General features: G+C 62.1%; 18 protein-coding genes and 1 tRNA gene. 3 read left to right on the top strand and 16 right to left on the bottom strand.

The genetic code is table 11. The annotated features are described in order from the left end of the window. Window positions 1-75: 75 nt before the first annotated feature. From QNJ86_RS07990 to QNJ86_RS08040, 11 genes are all read right to left on the bottom strand, one after another. The gene (locus tag QNJ86_RS07990) at window positions 76-912 is read right to left on the bottom strand and encodes a tryptophan-rich sensory protein (protein WP_283832084.1); all 837 of its coding nucleotides are present in this window, start codon (window positions 910-912) and stop codon (window positions 76-78) included. Between the two features lie 136 nt (window positions 913-1,048). Beyond that, window positions 1,049-2,305 (bottom strand): peptidase U32 family protein, encoded by a 1,257-nt coding sequence (locus QNJ86_RS07995; protein ID WP_283832085.1) that lies wholly within the window; start codon window positions 2,303-2,305, stop codon window positions 1,049-1,051. 2 nt (window positions 2,306-2,307) lie between these two features. Next, a complete protein-coding gene (gene cysS / locus QNJ86_RS08000) occupies window positions 2,308-3,816 on the bottom strand; it encodes a cysteine--tRNA ligase (protein ID WP_283832086.1) in 1,509 nt (502 codons plus the stop codon). Continuing rightward, a complete protein-coding gene (gene cysE, locus QNJ86_RS08005; protein WP_347278120.1) occupies window positions 3,813-4,484 on the bottom strand; it encodes a serine O-acetyltransferase in 672 nt (223 codons plus the stop codon). Before cysE ends, cysS begins: the two co-directional genes overlap by 4 nt. A gap of 72 nt (window positions 4,485-4,556) precedes the next feature. Next, window positions 4,557-5,063 carry a 2-C-methyl-D-erythritol 2,4-cyclodiphosphate synthase gene (gene ispF, locus QNJ86_RS08010; protein ID WP_420052765.1) on the bottom strand — a complete coding sequence of 169 codons (507 nt, stop codon included), beginning with the start codon at window positions 5,061-5,063 and terminating at the stop codon, window positions 4,557-4,559. A 41-nt stretch (window positions 5,064-5,104) separates the two neighbouring features. Beyond that, window positions 5,105-5,947 (bottom strand): 2-C-methyl-D-erythritol 4-phosphate cytidylyltransferase, encoded by an 843-nt coding sequence (gene ispD / locus QNJ86_RS08015; RefSeq protein WP_283832087.1) that lies wholly within the window; start codon window positions 5,945-5,947, stop codon window positions 5,105-5,107. Window positions 5,948-6,049: 102 nt separating this feature from the next. Next, on the bottom strand, window positions 6,050-8,617 hold the full coding sequence (locus QNJ86_RS08020; protein ID WP_283832088.1) for an ATP-dependent Clp protease ATP-binding subunit: 2,568 nt from the start codon (window positions 8,615-8,617) through the stop codon (window positions 6,050-6,052). A 293-nt stretch (window positions 8,618-8,910) separates the two neighbouring features. After that, window positions 8,911-10,869 (bottom strand): lysine--tRNA ligase, encoded by a 1,959-nt coding sequence (gene lysS / locus QNJ86_RS08025; RefSeq protein ID WP_283832089.1) that lies wholly within the window; start codon window positions 10,867-10,869, stop codon window positions 8,911-8,913. 39 nt (window positions 10,870-10,908) lie between these two features. Further along, window positions 10,909-11,379: a transcription elongation factor GreA gene (gene greA / locus QNJ86_RS08030; RefSeq protein ID WP_283832090.1), complete on the bottom strand. Its 471-nt coding sequence runs from the start codon at window positions 11,377-11,379 to the stop codon at window positions 10,909-10,911. A 162-nt stretch (window positions 11,380-11,541) separates the two neighbouring features. Further along, on the bottom strand, window positions 11,542-11,808 hold the full coding sequence (tatA, locus tag QNJ86_RS08035; RefSeq protein WP_283832091.1) for a twin-arginine translocase TatA/TatE family subunit: 267 nt from the start codon (window positions 11,806-11,808) through the stop codon (window positions 11,542-11,544). A 327-nt stretch (window positions 11,809-12,135) separates the two neighbouring features. After that, window positions 12,136-12,212 (bottom strand) — tRNA-Pro (locus QNJ86_RS08040). A gap of 538 nt (window positions 12,213-12,750) precedes the next feature. On the opposite strand from QNJ86_RS08040, the gene QNJ86_RS08045 reads away from it, so the two are divergent. Then, window positions 12,751-13,023 (top strand): toxin-antitoxin system antitoxin subunit, encoded by a 273-nt coding sequence (locus QNJ86_RS08045; RefSeq protein ID WP_283832092.1) that lies wholly within the window; start codon window positions 12,751-12,753, stop codon window positions 13,021-13,023. 130 nt (window positions 13,024-13,153) lie between these two features. Here QNJ86_RS08045 and QNJ86_RS08050 read toward each other — a convergent pair whose 3' ends face one another. From QNJ86_RS08050 to QNJ86_RS08065, 4 genes are read right to left on the bottom strand one after another with little or no spacing between them, the layout of a single operon-like run. Then, window positions 13,154-14,314 (bottom strand): ABC transporter permease, encoded by a 1,161-nt coding sequence (locus tag QNJ86_RS08050; protein WP_283832093.1) that lies wholly within the window; start codon window positions 14,312-14,314, stop codon window positions 13,154-13,156. Next, entirely contained in the window at window positions 14,304-14,990 is a 687-nt protein-coding gene (locus QNJ86_RS08055; protein WP_283832094.1) for an ABC transporter ATP-binding protein, read from the bottom strand. The genes QNJ86_RS08050 and QNJ86_RS08055 overlap by 11 nt, the downstream gene beginning before the upstream one ends. A gap of 18 nt (window positions 14,991-15,008) precedes the next feature. Then, window positions 15,009-15,926, bottom strand: coding sequence for an efflux RND transporter periplasmic adaptor subunit (locus QNJ86_RS08060; RefSeq protein WP_283832095.1), 918 nt, complete (start codon window positions 15,924-15,926; stop codon window positions 15,009-15,011). A gap of 36 nt (window positions 15,927-15,962) precedes the next feature. Next, window positions 15,963-16,187, bottom strand: a complete 225-nt coding sequence (locus QNJ86_RS08065; RefSeq protein ID WP_283832096.1) for a hypothetical protein — start codon at window positions 16,185-16,187, stop codon at window positions 15,963-15,965. 184 nt (window positions 16,188-16,371) lie between these two features. Here QNJ86_RS08065 and QNJ86_RS08070 point away from each other — a divergent pair, with 184 nt between their 5' ends. Then, window positions 16,372-17,052 (top strand): response regulator transcription factor, encoded by a 681-nt coding sequence (locus QNJ86_RS08070; protein ID WP_283832097.1) that lies wholly within the window; start codon window positions 16,372-16,374, stop codon window positions 17,050-17,052. Then, window positions 17,045-18,379 carry a sensor histidine kinase gene (locus QNJ86_RS08075; protein ID WP_283832098.1) on the top strand — a complete coding sequence of 445 codons (1,335 nt, stop codon included), beginning with the start codon at window positions 17,045-17,047 and terminating at the stop codon, window positions 18,377-18,379. Before QNJ86_RS08070 ends, QNJ86_RS08075 begins: the two co-directional genes overlap by 8 nt. Here QNJ86_RS08075 and QNJ86_RS08080 read toward each other — a convergent pair. Next, window positions 18,376-18,801, bottom strand: coding sequence for a PaaI family thioesterase (locus QNJ86_RS08080; RefSeq protein ID WP_283832099.1), 426 nt, complete (start codon window positions 18,799-18,801; stop codon window positions 18,376-18,378). The two genes, QNJ86_RS08075 and QNJ86_RS08080, sit on opposite strands and share 4 nt — an antisense overlap. Window positions 18,802-18,825: the final 24 nt, after the last annotated feature.

Below are 18,825 nucleotides of genomic sequence, written 5' to 3' on the forward strand. Positions count from 1 at the left end.
GCGGGTCATTATACGGAAGCGCCCGGGGCCCGGCAAACCGGAACCCGGGCGCACACCATTTACTCACCGAACGCGTTAGCGCCCCACCGCCTGGCGAAGCTTCCCGATGGGAGCCCACGTAAACACCGCGCCCACGATGCACAGCACAAACACGAGGCCGGACACGAATCCCGAGGCCGGCGCCACGTTCACGCCCACACCGATGAGCGCCCACAGAAACACAATCTGGAAGAAGTTATCCTGATAGGTCTTCTTCATGATGTAGCCCAGCACCAGCACGCCAGCCGTGAGTGCTATCACCGACAGCCCGTTCAGGAACGGCACGCCGCCGTCAAGCACGCGCGTAATGAGGATGGCCATGTTCGCCAGCGTGGCCACGGTCACCCACGCGGTGTAGAGCGACACGGGAATCCAGCCGGCGCCCGAGGTGGCCGTGCGGCGCACGTTCATGTAGAGCGCCGCCAGCGTGGCCCACTCGGCCAGAATGACGATGAAGGAGATTCCCACCAGCTCAAAGTACCAAAGCGCCAGCCAGAGCACGTTCAGCACGCAGCTGGCAATGAACAGCACCGACGTGGGCGTGAACCGCTTCGGCCGCGCCGGGGCCTGGCGCGTGTACGCCACCAGCCACACAATCATGGCAATATAGATGACCGACCAGATGGAGAACACGTAGCCGGCCGGCGTGAACCACGTGAACACGCCGTAGGCCACGGTGGCCGACGTGTTACCGCCCAGCTGACCTCCTTCTATGACCGCGTTGCCAATAAGCGTGAGCGCGTAGACAATCCACATGGTCACCGTTTCAGGCGTGAGATAGCCGCCGCGCTCAAGCTTGCGCCCGGTGTGCGTGTTGCGAGCCCGCTGGACAACGCCGGGGGCCGCTGTTGCATGATAGGCATGATTAGGCATGATGCACCTCGCTTTCTTACTAGGTAGGTGCCTCAGTGTAGCGCTGCGCGCAGGCGAAACCCGTTACGGGAGTCTGGCAGTCCTGAATCGCTTCGGCGCAGATCAGAAGCATAGTTGTAAGCGATGAGGGGCGCGATTAGCCGATGCGCATGCGCAGAAGGTCGCCGGGGGCGAGGGGCGCGTGGGGCGTGGCGGCGGCGGCGCTCGTGGTGTCGCAGGCTTCTGGGTCGAAGCAGTAGCGTTCAGCCGAACGGTTCGCGACAGGCACCGGCGTGGGCACGCCTTTTTCGGGAAGCCACGCGAGGTTGCGCACCCGCACGCGCGTGACAGGGCGATGCGGCGCGAGCACTTCCAGTTCGTCACCTTCGCTGAAGCGGTTGTAGCAGGTGACAATCGTGCGTTCGCCCACCTCTTCCACAGTGGCGGCGTGCAGGCACTCCTTCACGTAGCCGTCGCGCTCGGGCGTCTGGGTGGCGCGCCCGTAGTAGAAGCCGGTGGAATACGGGCGGTGCGAGACGGTGAGCAGCTCGGGCGCAACCTCGGCGGGGTCGGCACCGTCGAGCACGGCGCGGTAGGCGTGCACCACCGTGGCCACGTAGAACGCCTTCTTGTTGCGGCCCTCAATCTTGAAGGACGTGATGCCGGCCGCCGCGAGATCGTCCAGGTGCGCAAGCATGTTGAGGTCCTGCGCGTTCATGACGTAGGTGCCGCGCACGTCCTCTTCAATGGGGTAGAACTCGCCGGGGCGCTGCTCTTCCACCAGCGCATAGCTCCAGCGGCACGGCTGCGCACAGTAACCTTTGTTGCCGGAGCGCCCGGTCATGGCCGAGCTGATGAGGCAGCGGCCCGACACAGCCATGCACATGGCACCGTGTACGAACGCCTCCAGCTCCAACTCACGCGGGGCATCAGCGCGCATGCGGGCGATGTCTTCCACGCTCATCTCGCGGGCACACACTACGCGGCTTGCGCCCAGCTCATGCCACATGCGGGCCGCTTCCGCGTTGCAGACGCCCGCCTGCGTGCTCACGTGCAGATGCACGCCCGGCGCGTGCTTTCGCGCGAGCGAGAACGCGCCGAGGTCGCTCACGATGAAGGCATCCACGCCGGCGGCCGCGAGGGCTTCCAGGTACGCAGGGAGCGCGACGAGGTCATCGGCATCCATGAGCGCGTTTAGCGTCACATACGCACGTGCGCCCGCAGCATGCGCGCAGGCCACCGCCGCAGGCACCTCATCAAGCGCAAAGTTCGTCGCCCGCTGGCGCAGCCCAAAGCGGTCGCACGCAAAGTACACCGCATCCGCCCCAAACCGCACCGCCGCCTCCAACTGCCCTCGCCCACCCGCAGGCGCCAGCAGTTCAGGAATGGTGCGGTTGTCAGCAGAAGTGGTCATGGTTAGGCCAGCGTGACTCGGGGGCCCTGCGGGGTGTCTTCAATGACGAAGCCCAGGTCAGTGAGGCCGTCGCGGACGGCGTCGGCGCGGCCCCAGTCTTTGGCGGCGCGGGCTTCGGTGCGGGCGGCCAAGAGCGCTTCCACGGCCTCGGTCGTGTTGCAGCCCTCGTAGCCGGCCAGCTCAGCTGCCAGGTTAACCACCTCAGCGGGGTAGCCATCGTCGCCTTCCCCGCAGCCCGCTTCAGGAGCCGCCACGTCGATGCCAAACACGCCCAGCAGCTCCACAATCACCCCGCGCGCGTCGCGCAGCGCCGGCACGTCGGTGATGGACACGGTCTTGCCCGCGGTCTGCGCGTTCACGTCAGCGATGAAATCAAACACCTCGCCCAACGCCTTGCAGGTGTTGAAGTCGTCATCCATGGCCAGGATGAAGCCCATCTTCACCGCGCGGGTGCGCTCCATGAGCGCGCGCACGTCAAGCGGCGAAGGAATGTCCGCGGCATTTTCCAGCAGCCAGTCGAGGTTCTTCACGGCGTTTTTGATGCGCCCAAGCGCCGCACCTGCCTCAGCCAGGCGTTCGTCGGAGAAGTCGAGCGGGCTGCGGTAGTGCGTCTGCAGCATGAGGAAGCGCAGCACAGCCGGGTCGGTCACCTCCAGCACGTCGTGCAGCAGCTTGAAGTTCCCGAGCGATTTGCTCATCTTTTCGGAGTTGATTTGCAGCATGCCGCCGTGCATCCAGTGGTTCGCGAACGTGCAGCCGCACGCCGCCTCGCTCTGTGCGCGTTCGTTCTCGTGGTGCGGAAACACCAGGTCGGCCCCGCCGCCGTGGATGTCGAACGGCAGACCCAGGTACTTGCGCGACATGGCAGAGCACTCGATGTGCCAGCCCGGACGCCCCATTCCCCAGGGCGATTCCCACGCGGGCTCACCAGGCTTAGCGGCCTTCCACAGCGCGAAGTCGAGCGGGTCGCGCTTGCGATCTTCCACACCCTTGCCGTCGGCACGCAGCTCGCGGTGGCCGCTTTCCATCTCATCCACGTTGCGACCGGACAGTTCGCCATAGGCCGCATACGAGCGCACGGCGAAGTACACGTCACCGTCCACGTCATAGGCGTGCCCACCGTCGATGAGTTCCTGAATGAGCTCAATCATCGCGGGGATTTCCTCGGTGGCTTTCGGGCGCACATCGGGGTCGAGCACGCCCGCGGCACGCATATCTTCGATAAACGCTGCGGTGTATTCGGCAGCCACCTCGGCGGCATCGCGTCCCTCTTCGTTCGCCTTGTTGATAATCTTGTCGTCCACGTCGGTGACGTTCTGCACAAACGTCACGTCAAAGCCGCGCCACATGAGGTAGCGGCGAATCACGTCGAACGAGATGAACGTGCGCGCGTTGCCAATGTGAATGCGGTTGTACACGGTGGGGCCGCACACGTACATGCCCACCTTGCCGCGCTCGAGCGTTTCGAGGTCAACCTTTTCGCGCACCTTGGTGTCGTAGAGTCTAATCATGAGCGCTTCTCCTGCTTCTCAAGCTCTTCTAGTTTCTTTTCGAGCGCTTGGATGCGCTCGCAGAGGTTCTCGCACTGCTCTTCAATGGGATCGGGCAGGTTCTCGCGGTGCTTCGCGGCGTCCTTGGCCTCGCGCTCCACGCGCTTGCCGTCGCGCATGACAATGTGCCCCGGGATGCCCACCACCGTGGAGTTCGGCGGTACGTCCTTCACCACCACAGCGCCGCCTCCCACCTTGGAGTTTTCGCCGATGGTGATGTTGCCCAACACCGATGCGCCCACGCCCACCAGCACGTTGTTTTCCAGCGTGGGGTGGCGCTTACCAATTTCGTGGCCGGTGCCACCCAGTGTGACGCCCTGATAGAGCGTGCAATCGTCGCCGATGATGGTGGTTTCGCCAATGATAACGCCCATGGCGTGGTCGATGAAGAAGCGTCGCCCAATCTGCGCCGCCGGGTGGATTTCAACGCCCGTCATCCAGCGGGTGAACTGGGACGATATGCGCGCAAGACTTTTGAGACCGTGATTCCACAGCCAATGCTCCACCACGTGCGACCAGCGCGCGTGCAGTCCCGGATACGTCAACCAAATGACGAACGAGTTCTGCGCCGCCGGATCGCGCTCCTTAACAGCCTGAATATCCTCGCCAATAGTTTTGAAAATGTTCACAAAAACCCTCTCTGTCGATGGAGAATTGTAGCACAGCGTCTGACGCCGGCCGCAATCCAGAGCAGCCGGCTCTTAGAAACATCGACAGAGTAAACACACGGCGGTGGCGGAGATGCCTTCTTCGCGGCCTTCGAAGCCGAGGTGTTCGGTGGTGGTGGCTTTCACGCCCACGTTCTCGACGGAAATGCCCATGGCGGCGGCCAGTTTTTCGCGCATGGCGTCGCGGTAGGGCGAGAGTTTGGGGGCCTGAGCAGCAATGACGGAATCGACGTCCAGGATGGTGTAGCCTTCTGCGCGCACCTTGTCAGCCACGGCGGACAGAAGTTTGAGGGAGTCGGCGTCCTTGTAGGCGGGGTCGGTGTCGGGGAACAGCTTCCCGATGTCGCCGCCGCGGATGCCGCCCAGAAGCGCGTCGGAAATGGCGTGCGCCAACACGTCGGCATCCGAATGACCCAGCAGCCCGCGCGTGTGCGGAATGTCCACGCCGCCCAGGATAAGCTTGCGCCCCTCAGCGAACGCGTGCACGTCATACCCTTGGCCTATACGGAGGGCGGAAAATGCTTCGGTCAGATCGGTCACTGGTTCTCCCCTATCAGCGCGCGGCTTGCAGCTGTGGCACGCTATTGCTCCAGGTCTTTCAGGTAAATGGCTCGCACGGCGGCGGCGAGCATCAGGTAGTCTTCGGGGACGGTCAGCTTGATGTTGTCGCGCTTGCCTTCCACTACGAGCACACGGCCACCCAAACGCTCAATGAGCGACGAGTCGTCGGTGCCCACAAAGCCGTCCGACAGCGCCGAGGCATGGGCGCGGCGGTAGATGCCCGCACGGAACACCTGCGGCGTCTGGGCATTCCAGAACACACGGCGGTCGGGCGTGCCCATGATCACGCCATTCTCCACCACTTTAAGCGTGTCGACGGCCGGATGCGCCACCACAGCGCCGTCGCAGTCGATGTTGCCTTTCAGCGTGGCAATGGTATGCCCAATGAGTTCGGGTGAAATGAGCGGGCGCGCGCCATCGTGCAGGATGACGTATTCGTACTCGTCGGGCACGAATTCCAGGCCGGAGAACGCGGACTCCTGACGGCTCGGGCCGCTCGGTGCCACCACCACGGGCGTCACAAACGGGAATGGGTCGATGGCTTTCTTCAGATACTCATCGCAGCGGTCTTCAGGGCACACAATAACAATGAGCCCGATGTCGCCCACCGCGTCAAACGCCTCAGCCGACCACGTGAGAATGGGCTTGCCGGCAATTTCCACCAGCTGCTTGCCGCCCTCTTTGCCGAAGCGCTCCCCCGTTCCGCCAGCCAAAATGATGGCTGCCGTCTGCGGGTTCTTGTCCACTTCGCCCTTCAGCCCGTGCAGCGACTGCGCAAGGGTATCCAAGTCCAAATCATCACTCGTCAACTCCGGCGCGCGCAGCACCTCCGACGAAAAGATAGGGTCAATGGTTTTGGGCATGGCAATCCCTCTCGCAGTCGTTCATTAGTCTTCACATAGTATGACAGAGCGCGCGGCCTTCGCAAGCCGCGCGCTCTCGTTTCATTATAATGTCAGTCGGCGTTAGTCCGCAGCGCCACCGGCGGCGGAGCCGCCTCCGGAGGTGACACCGGCGTGGCCGAGGTCGTAGTTCGTCAGCAGCAGTTCAGCGTCGCGCGCGATGCTATCGCGCTTGCGCGGCTCGGGGATAGCGCCCGAACCCTGCGTGAACACCAGCTCGCCGTCCACGGCATCCACGTCAATGATGGAGCCACTCTCCCACTTGCCCTCGAGAATTTCCTCGGACAGCGGGTCTTCCAGCAGGCGCTGGATGGCACGGCGGAGCGGACGGGCGCCGAACGTGGCATCGGTGCCTTCCTTCGCAATGAGCTTGCACGCCGCATCCGTCAAATTGATGGACATGTTCTGCGCGATAAGGCGCTCGCGCAAATCGGCCACCATGAGTTTCACAATTTCGCCGATCTGCTGTTCGGTCAGGCTCTTGAACACGATAATCTCGTCGATACGGTTCAGGAACTCGGGCCTGAACAGCTTCTTCATCTCGGACATGACGCGGCTCTTGATCTCCTTGTCGGAGAGGCCCGCGTGGTCGTCGGTGGAGAAGCCGAGCGTCGAAGGCTGCGCGATCTCGCGTGCGCCCACGTTCGACGTCATGATGATAACCGTGTTGCGGAAGTCAACCGTGCGACCCTGCGCGTCCGTCAAGCGGCCCTCCTCCAGAATTTGGAGCAGGATGTTGAACACGTCGGGGTGCGCCTTTTCAATCTCGTCGAACAGCACCACCGAGTAGGGGCGCTGGCGCACGGCCTTCGTCAGCTGGCCGCCCTCGTCGAAGCCCACGTAGCCCGGAGGCGAACCCACCAGGCGCGACACGCTGTGCTTCTCCATGTACTCGGACATGTCGAACGAGAGCAGCGCATCCTCGGAGTTGAACAGGAACTCGGCAAGCGCTTTCGAGAGTTCAGTCTTACCCACGCCCGAGGGGCCCAGGAAGATGAACGAACCGGCCGGGCGCTTCGGATCCTTGAGGCCTGAGCGCGAGCGGCGGATGGCCTTCGAAAGCGCGGTCACGGCCTCTTCCTGGCCAATCACACGCTCGTGCAGCACCGATTCCATGCGCAGCAGCTTCTCGGTTTCGGCCTCGGTGAGGTTCGACACGGGCACGCCCGTGGTCATGGACACCACATCCGCGATGTCTTCCACCGTCACCTGCTGGATGGTTTTCTGGGCGTTTTCCTCCCAGTCCTTTTCGGCCTGGGCGCGCTTATCCTTGAGCTGGGCTTCCTCGTCGCGCAACTGGGCGGCGCGCTCGAAATCTTGGGCGGCGATGGCGCCGTCTTTCTCGGCGCGCAGCTTGCGCAGTTCCTCGTCCAAGTCACGCAGTTCCTTCGGCAGCGTCATGTTGCGAATGCGCATGCGCGCGCCCGCCTCGTCAAGCACGTCGATGGCCTTGTCGGGCAGGAAGCGATCCTGGATGTAGCGGCTGGCCAGCAACACGGCCGCTTGCAGCGCCTCGTCGGTGAAGTGCACCTGGTGGTGCGCCTCGTAGCGGTCGCGCAGGCCCTCCATGATGCGCAGCGCCTGTTCCTCGTTCGGCTCGCCCACAGTGATGGGCTGGAAGCGGCGCTCAAGGGCGGAGTCTTTCTCCAGGTGCTTGCGGTACTCGTCGATGGTGGTGGCGCCGACGACCTGAATCTCACCGCGGGACAGCGGCGGCTTCAAAATGGCGGCGGCGTCGATGGAGCCCTCGGCCGAGCCCGCGCCGATGAGCGTGTGAATTTCGTCGATGAACAGGATAATGTCGCCCGCGTCCTGCACCTCTTTGATGCACTTCTTCAGGCGCTCTTCGAATTCGCCGCGGTACTTCGACCCGGCCACGAGCGCACTCACGTCAAGCGTGAACAGGCGCTTGTCGCGCAGAATGTCGGGCACCTGGTTCGACACGATGAGCTGCGCCAAACCTTCGACCACGGCTGTTTTGCCGACGCCCGGCTCGCCGATGAGCAGCGGGTTGTTCTTCTGGCGGCGCGAAAGCACCTGCATGACGCGCTCGATTTCGCCGGCGCGGCCGATGACCGGGTCCAGCTTGCCGTCGCGCGCCTTCTTCGTAAGGTCGGTGCCGAATTCCTTCAGCACGCTGTCGGAGCCCTGCGCGCTCTGATCGAATGCATTGCGACCAGCGTAGACCGGGCTTTGACCCACGAGGTCGTTCAGCGCGCTGCGCACGTCGTCGCCCGACACGCCCAGGCGCGTGAGTACCTCAAGCGCCGTGCCGTCGCCTTCGCGCACGATGCCGAGCAGCAAGTGCTCGGTGGAAATGTAGGATTGACCCATCTGCATGGCCTCGCGCAGGCTGTTTTCCAGCACGCGCTTCACGCGGGGCGTGAACGACAGGTGACCCGACACATCGGTGTCCTCGTCGATGGCCACCACCTGGCGAATGGCTTGCACCACGCCGTCGTACTTGACGTTCAGGCGGTCGAGCGCCTGGGCGGCCAGGCCGTCTTTCTCCTGGATGAGTCCCAGCAGGATATGTTCGGTGCCCACGTAGGGCTGATGCAGCGAGCGAGCCTCGTCCTGGGCAAGGACAAGCACTTTGCGCGCCTTGTCGGTGAACTTTTCAAATGACATGTAAAGCCTCGATTCTCGCGGAGCTTCTTGTGTTTCACGGTACATGCTAGCACTCTCGTCAAGAGAGTGCCAACGCAAAGCAGGCCGCACACGCTCGCTCCATAACTTGAGCCCTTGGCTACAACGGCGACCATCGTATCACGACCTCCCCCAGCCCGCGTACGAGCGGCCGGATGAGACCGAACGTGCTCATTTCTGACGAGGAACTGAAACCTCGGGCCCTCACGTACAAGGAGGCCGCCCGGCATCAACGCACGGACAGCCTCCTGGATAACGCTGCGTACCTACTTATATTAGTACAGCTTCGCTCCTGCGGGGATGCGGTCGTCTACCATGAGCAGGTTGAGGCGCTCCTCGGGCTCGCCGTTCTCGCCGGGTTCCTCGTGGATGGCACTGATAATCATGCCGCACGAGTCCACACCCATCATCTTGCGCGGCGGCAAGTTGGTGATGGCGATAAGCGTGCGGCCCACCAGCTCTTCCGGCTCGTAGTACGCGTGGATGCCGGAGAGGATGGTGCGGTCGGTGCCTGTGCCGTCGTCGAGCGTGAACTGCAACAGTTTCTTGCTCTTCGGCACGGCGATGCACTCCTTCACCTTCACAGCGCGGAAGTCCGACTTGCTGAACGTGTCGAAGTCCACCTCGTCTTCGAACAGGGGCTCGATGACCACCTTCGAGAAGTCGATGGGCTCGGGAGCGGCCGCCGCTGCGGGAGTAGCCGCCGCGGCCGGGCGCGAACGCCCGCCCACTGGGACTTCGTCGCGCATGTGCGGGAACAGCAGCACATCGCGGATGGACGGCGCGTCGGTGAGCAGCATGACCAGGCGGTCGATGCCCACACCCACACCGCCCGCAGGCGGCATGCCGTACTCAAGCGCGCGCACGTAGTCTTCGTCGTAGCCCATGGCCTCATCGTCGCCCGAGTTCTTGGCATCCACCTGCGCCTGGAAGCGCTCGGCCTGATCGACCGGGTCGTTCAACTCGCCGAAGGCGTTGGCGTACTCATGTCCGCAGATGAACAGCTCGAAGCGCTCGGTAAAGTTCGGATCGCCCGCCTTCTTCTTGGCCAGCGGCGACACCTCAAGCGGGTGGTCAATCACGAACGTGGGTTGGATGAGTTTCTCTTCGGCCACGGCCTCGAAGATCTCGGCGATCAGCTTGCCCTTGCCCCACGCGTCCTCGGCGTGGCCGCCGTTCTTCTCCAGGATGGCCACCAATTCCTCGCGCGTGCGCTCGAAGCTGACGTCCTCGCCCGCGCCGGCGCTCGCCAGTTCGGCCATGGACTTGCGCGGCCACTCGCCGGACAGGTCGATGTCCTGCCCCTGGTAGGTGATCTGGAGCGTTCCGCAGGCGGCCAGCGCCGCCGCCTGGATGTAGCCCTGCGTGAGCTCCATCATGCCCTCAAGGTCGGAAAACGCCTGGTAGGCTTCCATCGTGGTGAACTCGGGGTTATGGTACGGGTCCATGCCCTCGTTGCGGAACTGACGGCCGATTTCGAACACCTTCTCAAACCCACCCACCAAGAGGCGCTTGAGCGGCAACTCGGTGGCGATGCGCAGGAAGTAGTCGCGGTCGAGCGCGTTGAAGTGCGTCGTGAACGGCTTGGCGTTCGCGCCGCCCAGAATGGGATGCAAAAACGGCGTTTCCACCTCGTAGAAGCCCTGGTCCTCCATGTAGCGACGGATAGCCGCCACAATCTTGAAGCGCTTCTCGAAGGTGTTTTTGACCTCGGGGTTCATGACCAGGTCGACGTAGCGCTGGCGATAGCGCGTCTCTTTGTCCGCTAGGCCGTGGAACTTCTCAGGCAGCGGGCGCAGCGACTTGCTCAGCAGCTCAAACGATGTCACAGCCACGGACAGCTGTCCGCGCTTCGTGCGCATCATGGTGCCGTGCACGCCAATCCAGTCGCCCACGTCGAGGGCTTTCAATTCCGCGAAGGCGTCTTCGCCCAGCGCGTTGATGCGACAGAACAGCTGCATGTCGCCCGTGGAGTCGCGCAGCTCAAGGAAGGCCAGCTTGCCCTGGTCGCGCTTGGCCATCACACGGCCCGCCACCTGCACTTCGTCCTCGGTGGACGCGCCGTCTTCCAGGTTCGCATACTGTTCGGCCAGATCAGCCAGATGGTGCGAATACTTGAACGCGTGGCCGTACGGGTCCTTACCCGCCGCCATGAGCGCCTCACGCTTAGCGCGGCGCACCGCAATGGGGTCGTCTTCGATGACGTGCTCAGTCTGCTCGGGGGTATCGCTCATAGGTTGTCCTCAAACTCGCAGGTTGGCGTAATGGGAGCCTTAGTGCTCGATTTTGACGATGACCATGGAGATGTCGCGGCCGGTGGGGCCTGTCGTCTCCACTTTGTCGCCCTTCTTGTGGCCCAGCAGCGCGGCGCCCACCGGAGACTCGTTCGAAATCTTGCCAGCGGCGGCGTCGCTCTCGGCGCCACCCACAATGGTGAACACGCGCTCTTTGCCGCCCATGTCCACGGTCACCGTGGAGCCGATGTTCACCTTACTGGAGCGCTTCGGCGTGTTGACCACGGTCGCCTCAGACAGGATGCGGCTGATCTCGGCGATGCGCGCCTCCATCATGCCCTGCTCGTTCTTCGCGTCGTCGTACTCGGAGTTCTCCGAGATGTCGCCGAACTCGCGCGCCACCTTGATGCGCTCGCCAATTTCGGCGCGCTTCTCCGTCTCGAGGAAATGGAGCTCTTCCTCTAGCTTGTCCTTACCCTCTTGCGTGAGGATGAAATTATCGCTTGCCATTGTGCTCACCCGTCCACATACAACAGGCACGCCCGGTTGTTGAGCGTGCGACTTAACTTTATTTTGAACTGATTTTTCGGTCGTGCCGAAGGAATACAAAAAAGCGGCGTGCGCCCGGCCGAGCCGTCGACGCACACCGCGAACCGGTTCGCTACCGTCGAGCTATTCAGCCTTCTTCTTGGCGGCCGTCGTGGTCTTCTTGGCAACTGTCTTGCGGACAGGCTTCTCTTCCTCGACCTCTTCGACGATTTCTTCCTCATCCTCGGCTTCTTCGATGGCCTTCTCGCCGCCACCCATGCCGTCGCGCAGGTTCTTCACGGTCTTGCCGAGGGCGCTACCGAGCTTCGGGAGGTTCTTCGGCCCGAAGATAAGCAGGATGACCGCCAGGATGATAAGCAGCTCCGGCATGCCCATACCCAGGATTTTCATACATTCCTCCAAGCTTGTCGTGCGAAGCAAACCCCGTCTGAGCGCTCCGCCTACTCTGACCCTGTCAGAGTAGCATATTGCTATGCAAAAAAGGGATGCCCTTCAAAAGCTACATCCCTTTCAGCTCCGTAATGTGGAACCTGAATTCCCCATTGCCCCCTGGACGGGAGCGCTAACAAAAATAGCATTACCGAACCGGGAAAACAAGCCTCAATCCCCCGAAAACGCGGGGCTGACAAAAACAAAAGACACGAATCGCGAAGGCTTACCAATTGAACCATTAAGATACAAAAAAGGTCAGCCGTGTGTGGCTGACCTGATTATTCGTGGTCGGGTTGACAGGATTTGAACCTGCGGCCTCTGCGTCCCGAACGCAGCGCTCTACCAAGCTGAGCCACAACCCGAAGTACTGCGTTAAGCAGCGACGGATATAATAGCACAACGAATAGAAAAGCAAAAGAAATTACCCCGACATTTTCGCATCCATCGCATCTTCAAGCTCAAAGCCACCATATTCTTACCTTTTCTTAGCCAGCCGAGTTAGATGTAGGTAGAGTGGTTACAGCCTGGTGAAGGTATGGATGAGGCGGTGATCACACTCTTACATTACACATTTTACGGTGGTATTATATTTTTGTAATATTGTTTTGTAACTATCCTGGGAGGCGACGTGAATATCGTCTATGTTGACGACAGAGTGCCAGCAAGGCACGCTGAAATCTCGAAAGAGGACGCGGCGCACGCGTGGGAACACTGTATTTGTAGTAGGGCACGGCTGGACAAGAACCCCGACGAGTATTTGGCTATAGGCTACGATTCTAAGGGTCGATCTCTTGAGTTGGTGGCTCTACGAAATGCGGAAGGCGATTGGTTGATTTACCATGCGTATACTCCCCCGACGGAGAATGCTAAAAGGGAACTTGGGCTGGGAAGGAGTAAGCGATGAGCAACGATGTGCATAATAAGTTTGGCATAACAGCTGAAGAGCTGGACGAGCGCGCTGCTGAGTATGAGTCCGAGAACTGGTCGCATATGGAGTTCGGCGAAATTGTCAAAGGGCGCCCAAAACTCTACGATGAAAAGATGGACACCATTGTGGTGAAGGTACCCCACTCCCGCGTAGTAGCAATGAAGAGGGTAACCAGCCAGCAGGGCGGCACACGATCTGACTTTGTCCGACGCGCTATCGACAACGAACTCATTGCCTCGAATTAAACTAGAGCGCAACAACCGACCATAGTAAACGAGCGCTTCTTTACTAAGAGAACGCCGCCCTTTTTGTTGGAGGGCGGCGTTTTGTTTGAGTGCTTGGTAGGTATGGAAAGATGGGGGCGCGTTGCTTCCCCTACTCTGCCCGCAGCGCGTCGATGGGGTTTTTGCGGGAGGCTCGGTGGGCGGGGAAGATGCCGAAGGCGAGGCCGATGGCGGTGCTGGCGGCCACGGCGGCCCAGACAGCGTTCCACGACACGACGAACGTGAGGCCCACCGTGTTCAGCAGCAGGCCGAGCGCGATGCCGGCGCCGATACCCACCGCGCCGCCGACGATGCTCATAATAAGCGCCTCCAGGAGGAACTGCGCCAGGATGTCCATGCGACGCGCGCCGAGGGCCTTCTTGATGCCAATTTCGCGCGTGCGCTCCGTCACCGACACCAGCATGACGTTCATCACGCCGATGCCCGCCACCACGAGCGAGATGGCGGCGATGCCTGCCAGCAGCAGCGTCATGGTGTCGTCGATGTCGTTACCGGCGCGCAGCATTTCGTCTTGCGAGGTGACGTCGAACATGCCCGGTGCGATGCCGGCCTCGCCGCCCAGGTAGGAGCCGATGGCGGCCTTCGCCTCGTCGATGCGCTCCTGGCCGCGCGCCTTCGCGTAGAACGAATCCACGTCGGCACCCGCCCCCATGCCCACCGCGGTGGAGAACGGCACAAGCGCCACGCTGCCGGTGTTCAGACCCATGGACTCACCCTGGTTTTGCAGCACGCCCACCACGGTGAACTCGTCGCCGTCAAGCTTGACCGTGCGGCCCACGATGTCAGTGCTGCCGAAGAGTTCGGTGGCCACGTCGGTACCAATCACGATTACCTTGCTTTTGTTTTCGCGGTCGACGGCACTGAGGTTGCGCCCGGCGAGCAGTTTCAGGTTGCGCACGTGCAGATAGTGCTCATCGGTGGCCTCGATAAACGCCTTGTTGGACACCGCCTTGCCCGCCGAGAGCTTCTTGGAAAATAGCTTGGACGGAGCCGCGCCGTCGAGAGATTCCAACTGGCCAAGGGCGGCCAGATCGTCGTAGCTCAGTTTTCCCTGGTAGACGTAGGTCGACAGCGCGTCGCCGCCGAGTTCTTTCATCTTGGCCTGCACCTGCTGGTTTGAGCCATCGCCGATGCCCACCAAAATGATGACCGACGAGATACCAATAATAAGTCCCAGCATGGTAAGCGCCGTTCGCAGCCCGTTTTGAAACACAGCGCGCACTGCCGTACGCACGAGGTGGCTAAGCCGCATGATGACCCCTTTCCACTTCTTCCACGAGGCCATCGGCGATGCGAATCACACGGTCGGCCTCGTCGGCGAGCTCCGGGTTGTGGGTGATCAGCACCACGGTTTGCCCCTCGGCGTGCAGGCGCTTGAACAGCTCCATGATTTCCACGCCGGTGCGCGAATCGAGCGCACCGGTAGGCTCATCAGCCAAGATGATCTCGGGCTTGCACACGAGCGCCCGCGCGATGGCCACGCGTTGCTGCTGGCCGCCGGACAGCTGGTTCGGCAGATGATGCTCGTGGCCTTCGAGGCCCACCTGCGCCAGCAGCGTGCGCGCCCGAGCGTCGGCCTCCTTCGTGCGCACGCCGGCGTAGGCCAGCGGCAGCTTCACGTTTTCGAGCGCCGTCAGTTTGCCCAACAGGTTGAAGCTTTGGAACACGAAGCCAATCTTTTCGTTGCGGATGGCGGCCAGACGGTTGTCGGGCAGCTGGCCCACGTCTTGGCCGTCGAGCAGATACGTGCCCTCATCAGGCACATCAAGCAGCCCGAGGATATTCATGAGCGTGGATTTGCCCGAACCGGACGGCCCCACAATGGCAATAAAATCGCCGGAATGTATGTCGAAGTTGACCCGTGAAAGGGCATGGATGGTCTCCCCGCCCAGCTCATAGGTCTTGCCGACGCGTTTCAAACGGATCATGCGTGCGCTCCCGTCTTGTTACGACATCACGATGGACACGGAGGACGCGGCACCGGCGTCTGCTGCTGCGCCGCCCGCTTCGCCACCTGCCTCGTTGAGCACCACGGCGTCGCCTTCGTGCAGCATATCGCCGGACACTTCAACCGTGGTGCCGTCGGAAATGCCGGTGGTCACAGGCACCTGGGCGAGAGCGCCATCCTTGTACACGCTCACGAACTTGGCATCGCCCGCGCCACTGACGGCACTCACGGGAACGGTAAGCACGTCGGTTGCCTCAGCCACCGTGATGAAAAGGTTCGCAGACATGCCCAGCTTGATGCTGCCGTCGTTCGGCACCTGCACCGTCACCGTGAACGTGGAGCCCGTCGCGCCGTACGTGCCCACCTCGTTGATGTTGGAGATGGTACCGTCGTAGTGCCGTGTTTCATCGGCGCCCATCGTGACACGCACCGGCTGGCCTTCCGCCAGGGAGGCGAGGTCGGTTTCGGAAGCGGCCAGCACAATGTTCACCGAGTCGATGCGCTTCACTTCGATGAAGTGGTTGTCCTTCGTGACCGCACCCTTGTTTTTCTCGGGCAGGGTGTAGGAGGTCACCACCAGGTCAAACGGCGCGGTCCACGTTTCGCCGTTCGCGTAGGTGACCAGCGTGGTGCCCGCGGCCACGCGCTTATTGAGCGGGGCGTCGAACGATTCGAGCCAGTGCCAGCTGTCGGCGGGCTTCAGCTTCTCGGTGGAAAGCGGCTTCACTTCGCCCGCGCCCGTGACCGTTTTTTGAACGGACCCGCGGGTGACGGGGGTCGTGAGCGGCGGCGCTTCTTCGGCGGGACTGGAGAAGGCGTGCGCGAGGTCATCGCCCAAGGCGAGCCACGTGGCCAGACCGCCCGCAACGGCTACCAATGCAGCGATGACGAGGACTTTTCCGAGGGTGCTTTTCATAGGTGACGCTCCTTTCGAGGACAACAACAAGGCCGGTTAGTTCGCGGCCTCGTCGCCGGGTTCGAGCACCTCGGTCGCGCCGTCCGGCGGCAGCGGCAACGAGGGGTCGTCGGCCACCGCACCGGCGGGAATCTCCTTGCCGCCCTGCGTCGTTGCGTCGCTCGCGCCCACGCCGAGGTTCTTGGCCACCAGCAAACCACCCAACACGAGGATCACCACAACCAGCACGCCGACAACAATCTTGAATCCCTTCGCTTTCATGTTCGCTCCTTTCGTGCGCAGCCTCCATGCCACGCTGTTTTGCTTTGCCGGCGGCCAGTCTAGCGAAGGCCACCTTAAAACTTCCTGAACTGCGAGGGAGATTGTCAAAACGGTCGCACGGTTCCGTTTCAGGAAGCGTTAAGGTTGGGCGTGCTAGAATGGGGCGAAAGACGGACGGAGGGTCATGAAACTGCTGATCGTGGAGGATGATCGCCTTCTTTCGAGCGCGCTCGCCCGCACGCTTGGCTCCACCTATGACATCGATCAGGCCTTCGACGGCGAAGAGGGCCTCTTCTACGCCGCGCAGGATGTGTATGACCTCGTGGTGCTTGATGTGATGCTGCCCGAACGCGACGGGTTCTCGGTGCTTGAGGCGCTGCGGGCGCACGGCGTGAACACCCCTGTGCTCATGCTCACCGCGAAAGGCACCACGGCTGACAAGCTACACGGCCTGCGTACCGGCGCGGATGACTACCTCACCAAGCCCTTCGACCGCGACGAGTTGCTTGCGCGCATTGAGGCCATCCTGCGTCGCGCCACGGGTCGGCGCGACGTGTCCACCATTACCTTCAAAGACCTCGTGCTGCACACCCAAACCAAGCAGGCCACGCTTGCGGGCGAGCCGCTTACGCTCAAGGGCAAGCAGTACGACGTACTGGAATACCTGGTCAGCCACCGTGGCAGCCTCATTTCGAAGGAGCGGCTGTTCGACAAGATTTGGGGATTCATGTCCGACACGTCCTCAAACGTGGTGGAGGTGTACGTGAGCGCGCTGCGTAAGGCGCTTGCCCCGTCGGGCTACGACCGCTACATCACCACCATTCGCGGTGCAGGGTACCTGTTCAGCGAGGACGATCATGAGTGAGCGCACCCTTATTCGCCGTGAGCTAGCGAAGCAAACGGCGCTGTTGTTCCTCGTATTCACGCTGCTGTTTGCGCTGTTGGGAGTTGGAATTTACTCCATGCTGAGCGCGAGCATCTTTCAAACAGCCGACGAAACGCTGCGCTCGCTTCAGGCGGACGGAAACCTGCTCACGTTTGAGACCGAACCGAGCGGGTCTGCCGCCATCGTGCCCGACAACACCAGCGCCACCACGCCCGACGAAACCGAAGTGGACGACCTGTCGTACTCCCTGCAAAAGAGCATCGTAGACGTTGACCCGCAGTTCATCACGCTTGTGCGCGACGCAAACGGCGAGCTGGTAGACACCGTGGGCCTGTACGCCTCCTACCCCGCCTTCCTGCGCGCTATCCCCTTTGATGCGGGCGACCTCGACCACATTTACCAAACGGCAGCCGGCGGGCATACCTACCGCGGCATCACGTACCGACTGGCAGACAATGGAAGCTCCGCGTACGTGCAGGTGCTCGTGAATGTGGACTCTGAACTGGCTATTCTCGATGGATTTACGCGCATGCTTGCCGCGTATTTGGCCGTGGCGGCGCTCGTGTCGGCGGCGGCCGGCTACCTGCTGTCGCGGCGCACGCTCAAGCCCATCGTGGAGAACTGGCGTGCGCAGACGGAATTCGTGCAGAACGCCTCGCACGAGTTGCGCACGCCCCTTGCCGTGATTCAAACCACCAGCGAGTTGCTGCTTGACCACCCCGAAAGCCGCATTGTTGATAGGTTCGAAGACGTGAACGTGATTGCGTCGGAAACGAAGCGCCTTGCGCGCCTGGTGGATGACCTCATGACACTCTCGCTCAGTGACGCCGGGCGCACGTCACTCACGTACGCGGAGGTAAACGTGGGTGCATTTCTGCGCGAAACCGCCAGTGCCTACGAGGATTTCGCCGCGCTCCAGGACAAGCGAATTGAAGTGGACGTGGACAGCGACCTTATGGTGCACGCTGATGCCGATAAGCTGCGCCAGCTGCTGGGCATCCTCGTGGACAACGCGCTCAAGTACACCGAAGCCGACGACGTCATACGTCTGAGCGCCCAGGTAAAAGGCGCGAAGTGGGCGCTGCACGTGGCGGACACTGGCTGCGGGATTGACGCGGAGGATCGCGCGCACGCCTTCGAGCGGTTCTATCGCGCCGACAAGGCTCGCGGTCGCAGGACAGGCGGCCACGGCCTGGGGCTTTCCCTCGCGCAGAACATCGTGGAAGCCCACGGCGGCACTATTACGCTTGAGGCGAACGAGCCGCACGGCACCGTGGCCGTAGTCACGCTGCCCATGGCACGCTAACGGGCCTGGTTGCGCTCGCGTTCCTTCTCCGCCAAACGTGCAAGCGGCACAATCTTCGCCATGATGACGCCTTCGGATACTACATCGCCCTCGTCGTCGTAGGCGGCAACGTTCCAGAACTGCTTGACCCCACCCGCGCGCGAGGGCTCTTCGCGCTCCAACTCAGCCACGGCGCGAAGCATGCCCTCACACCCCGGCTTGCGGTGGCGCACCTGCACATCCACGCCGAACGGGCGCTCGCGCTCAAGGTCAACCTCGAAGGTAGCTCCCGCGCTCGCCGCCGTCTCCAACAGCGCAAGGGTGGCGCCACCATGCACGAAGCCAAACGGTTGCAGCACGTCAGGCGTGATGGGCATGGTTGCTTCCACGCGCTTGGCGCTTGCCGACACCACGCGAATAGCAAGAAGGTCGGTTAGACCCATGGAATTCCTCCTTGTTCAAGTTGT

It is taken from the genome of Gordonibacter faecis (assembly GCF_030077735.1).
In the GTDB taxonomy this organism is placed as follows: Bacteria; Actinomycetota; Coriobacteriia; order Coriobacteriales; family Eggerthellaceae; genus Gordonibacter; species Gordonibacter faecis.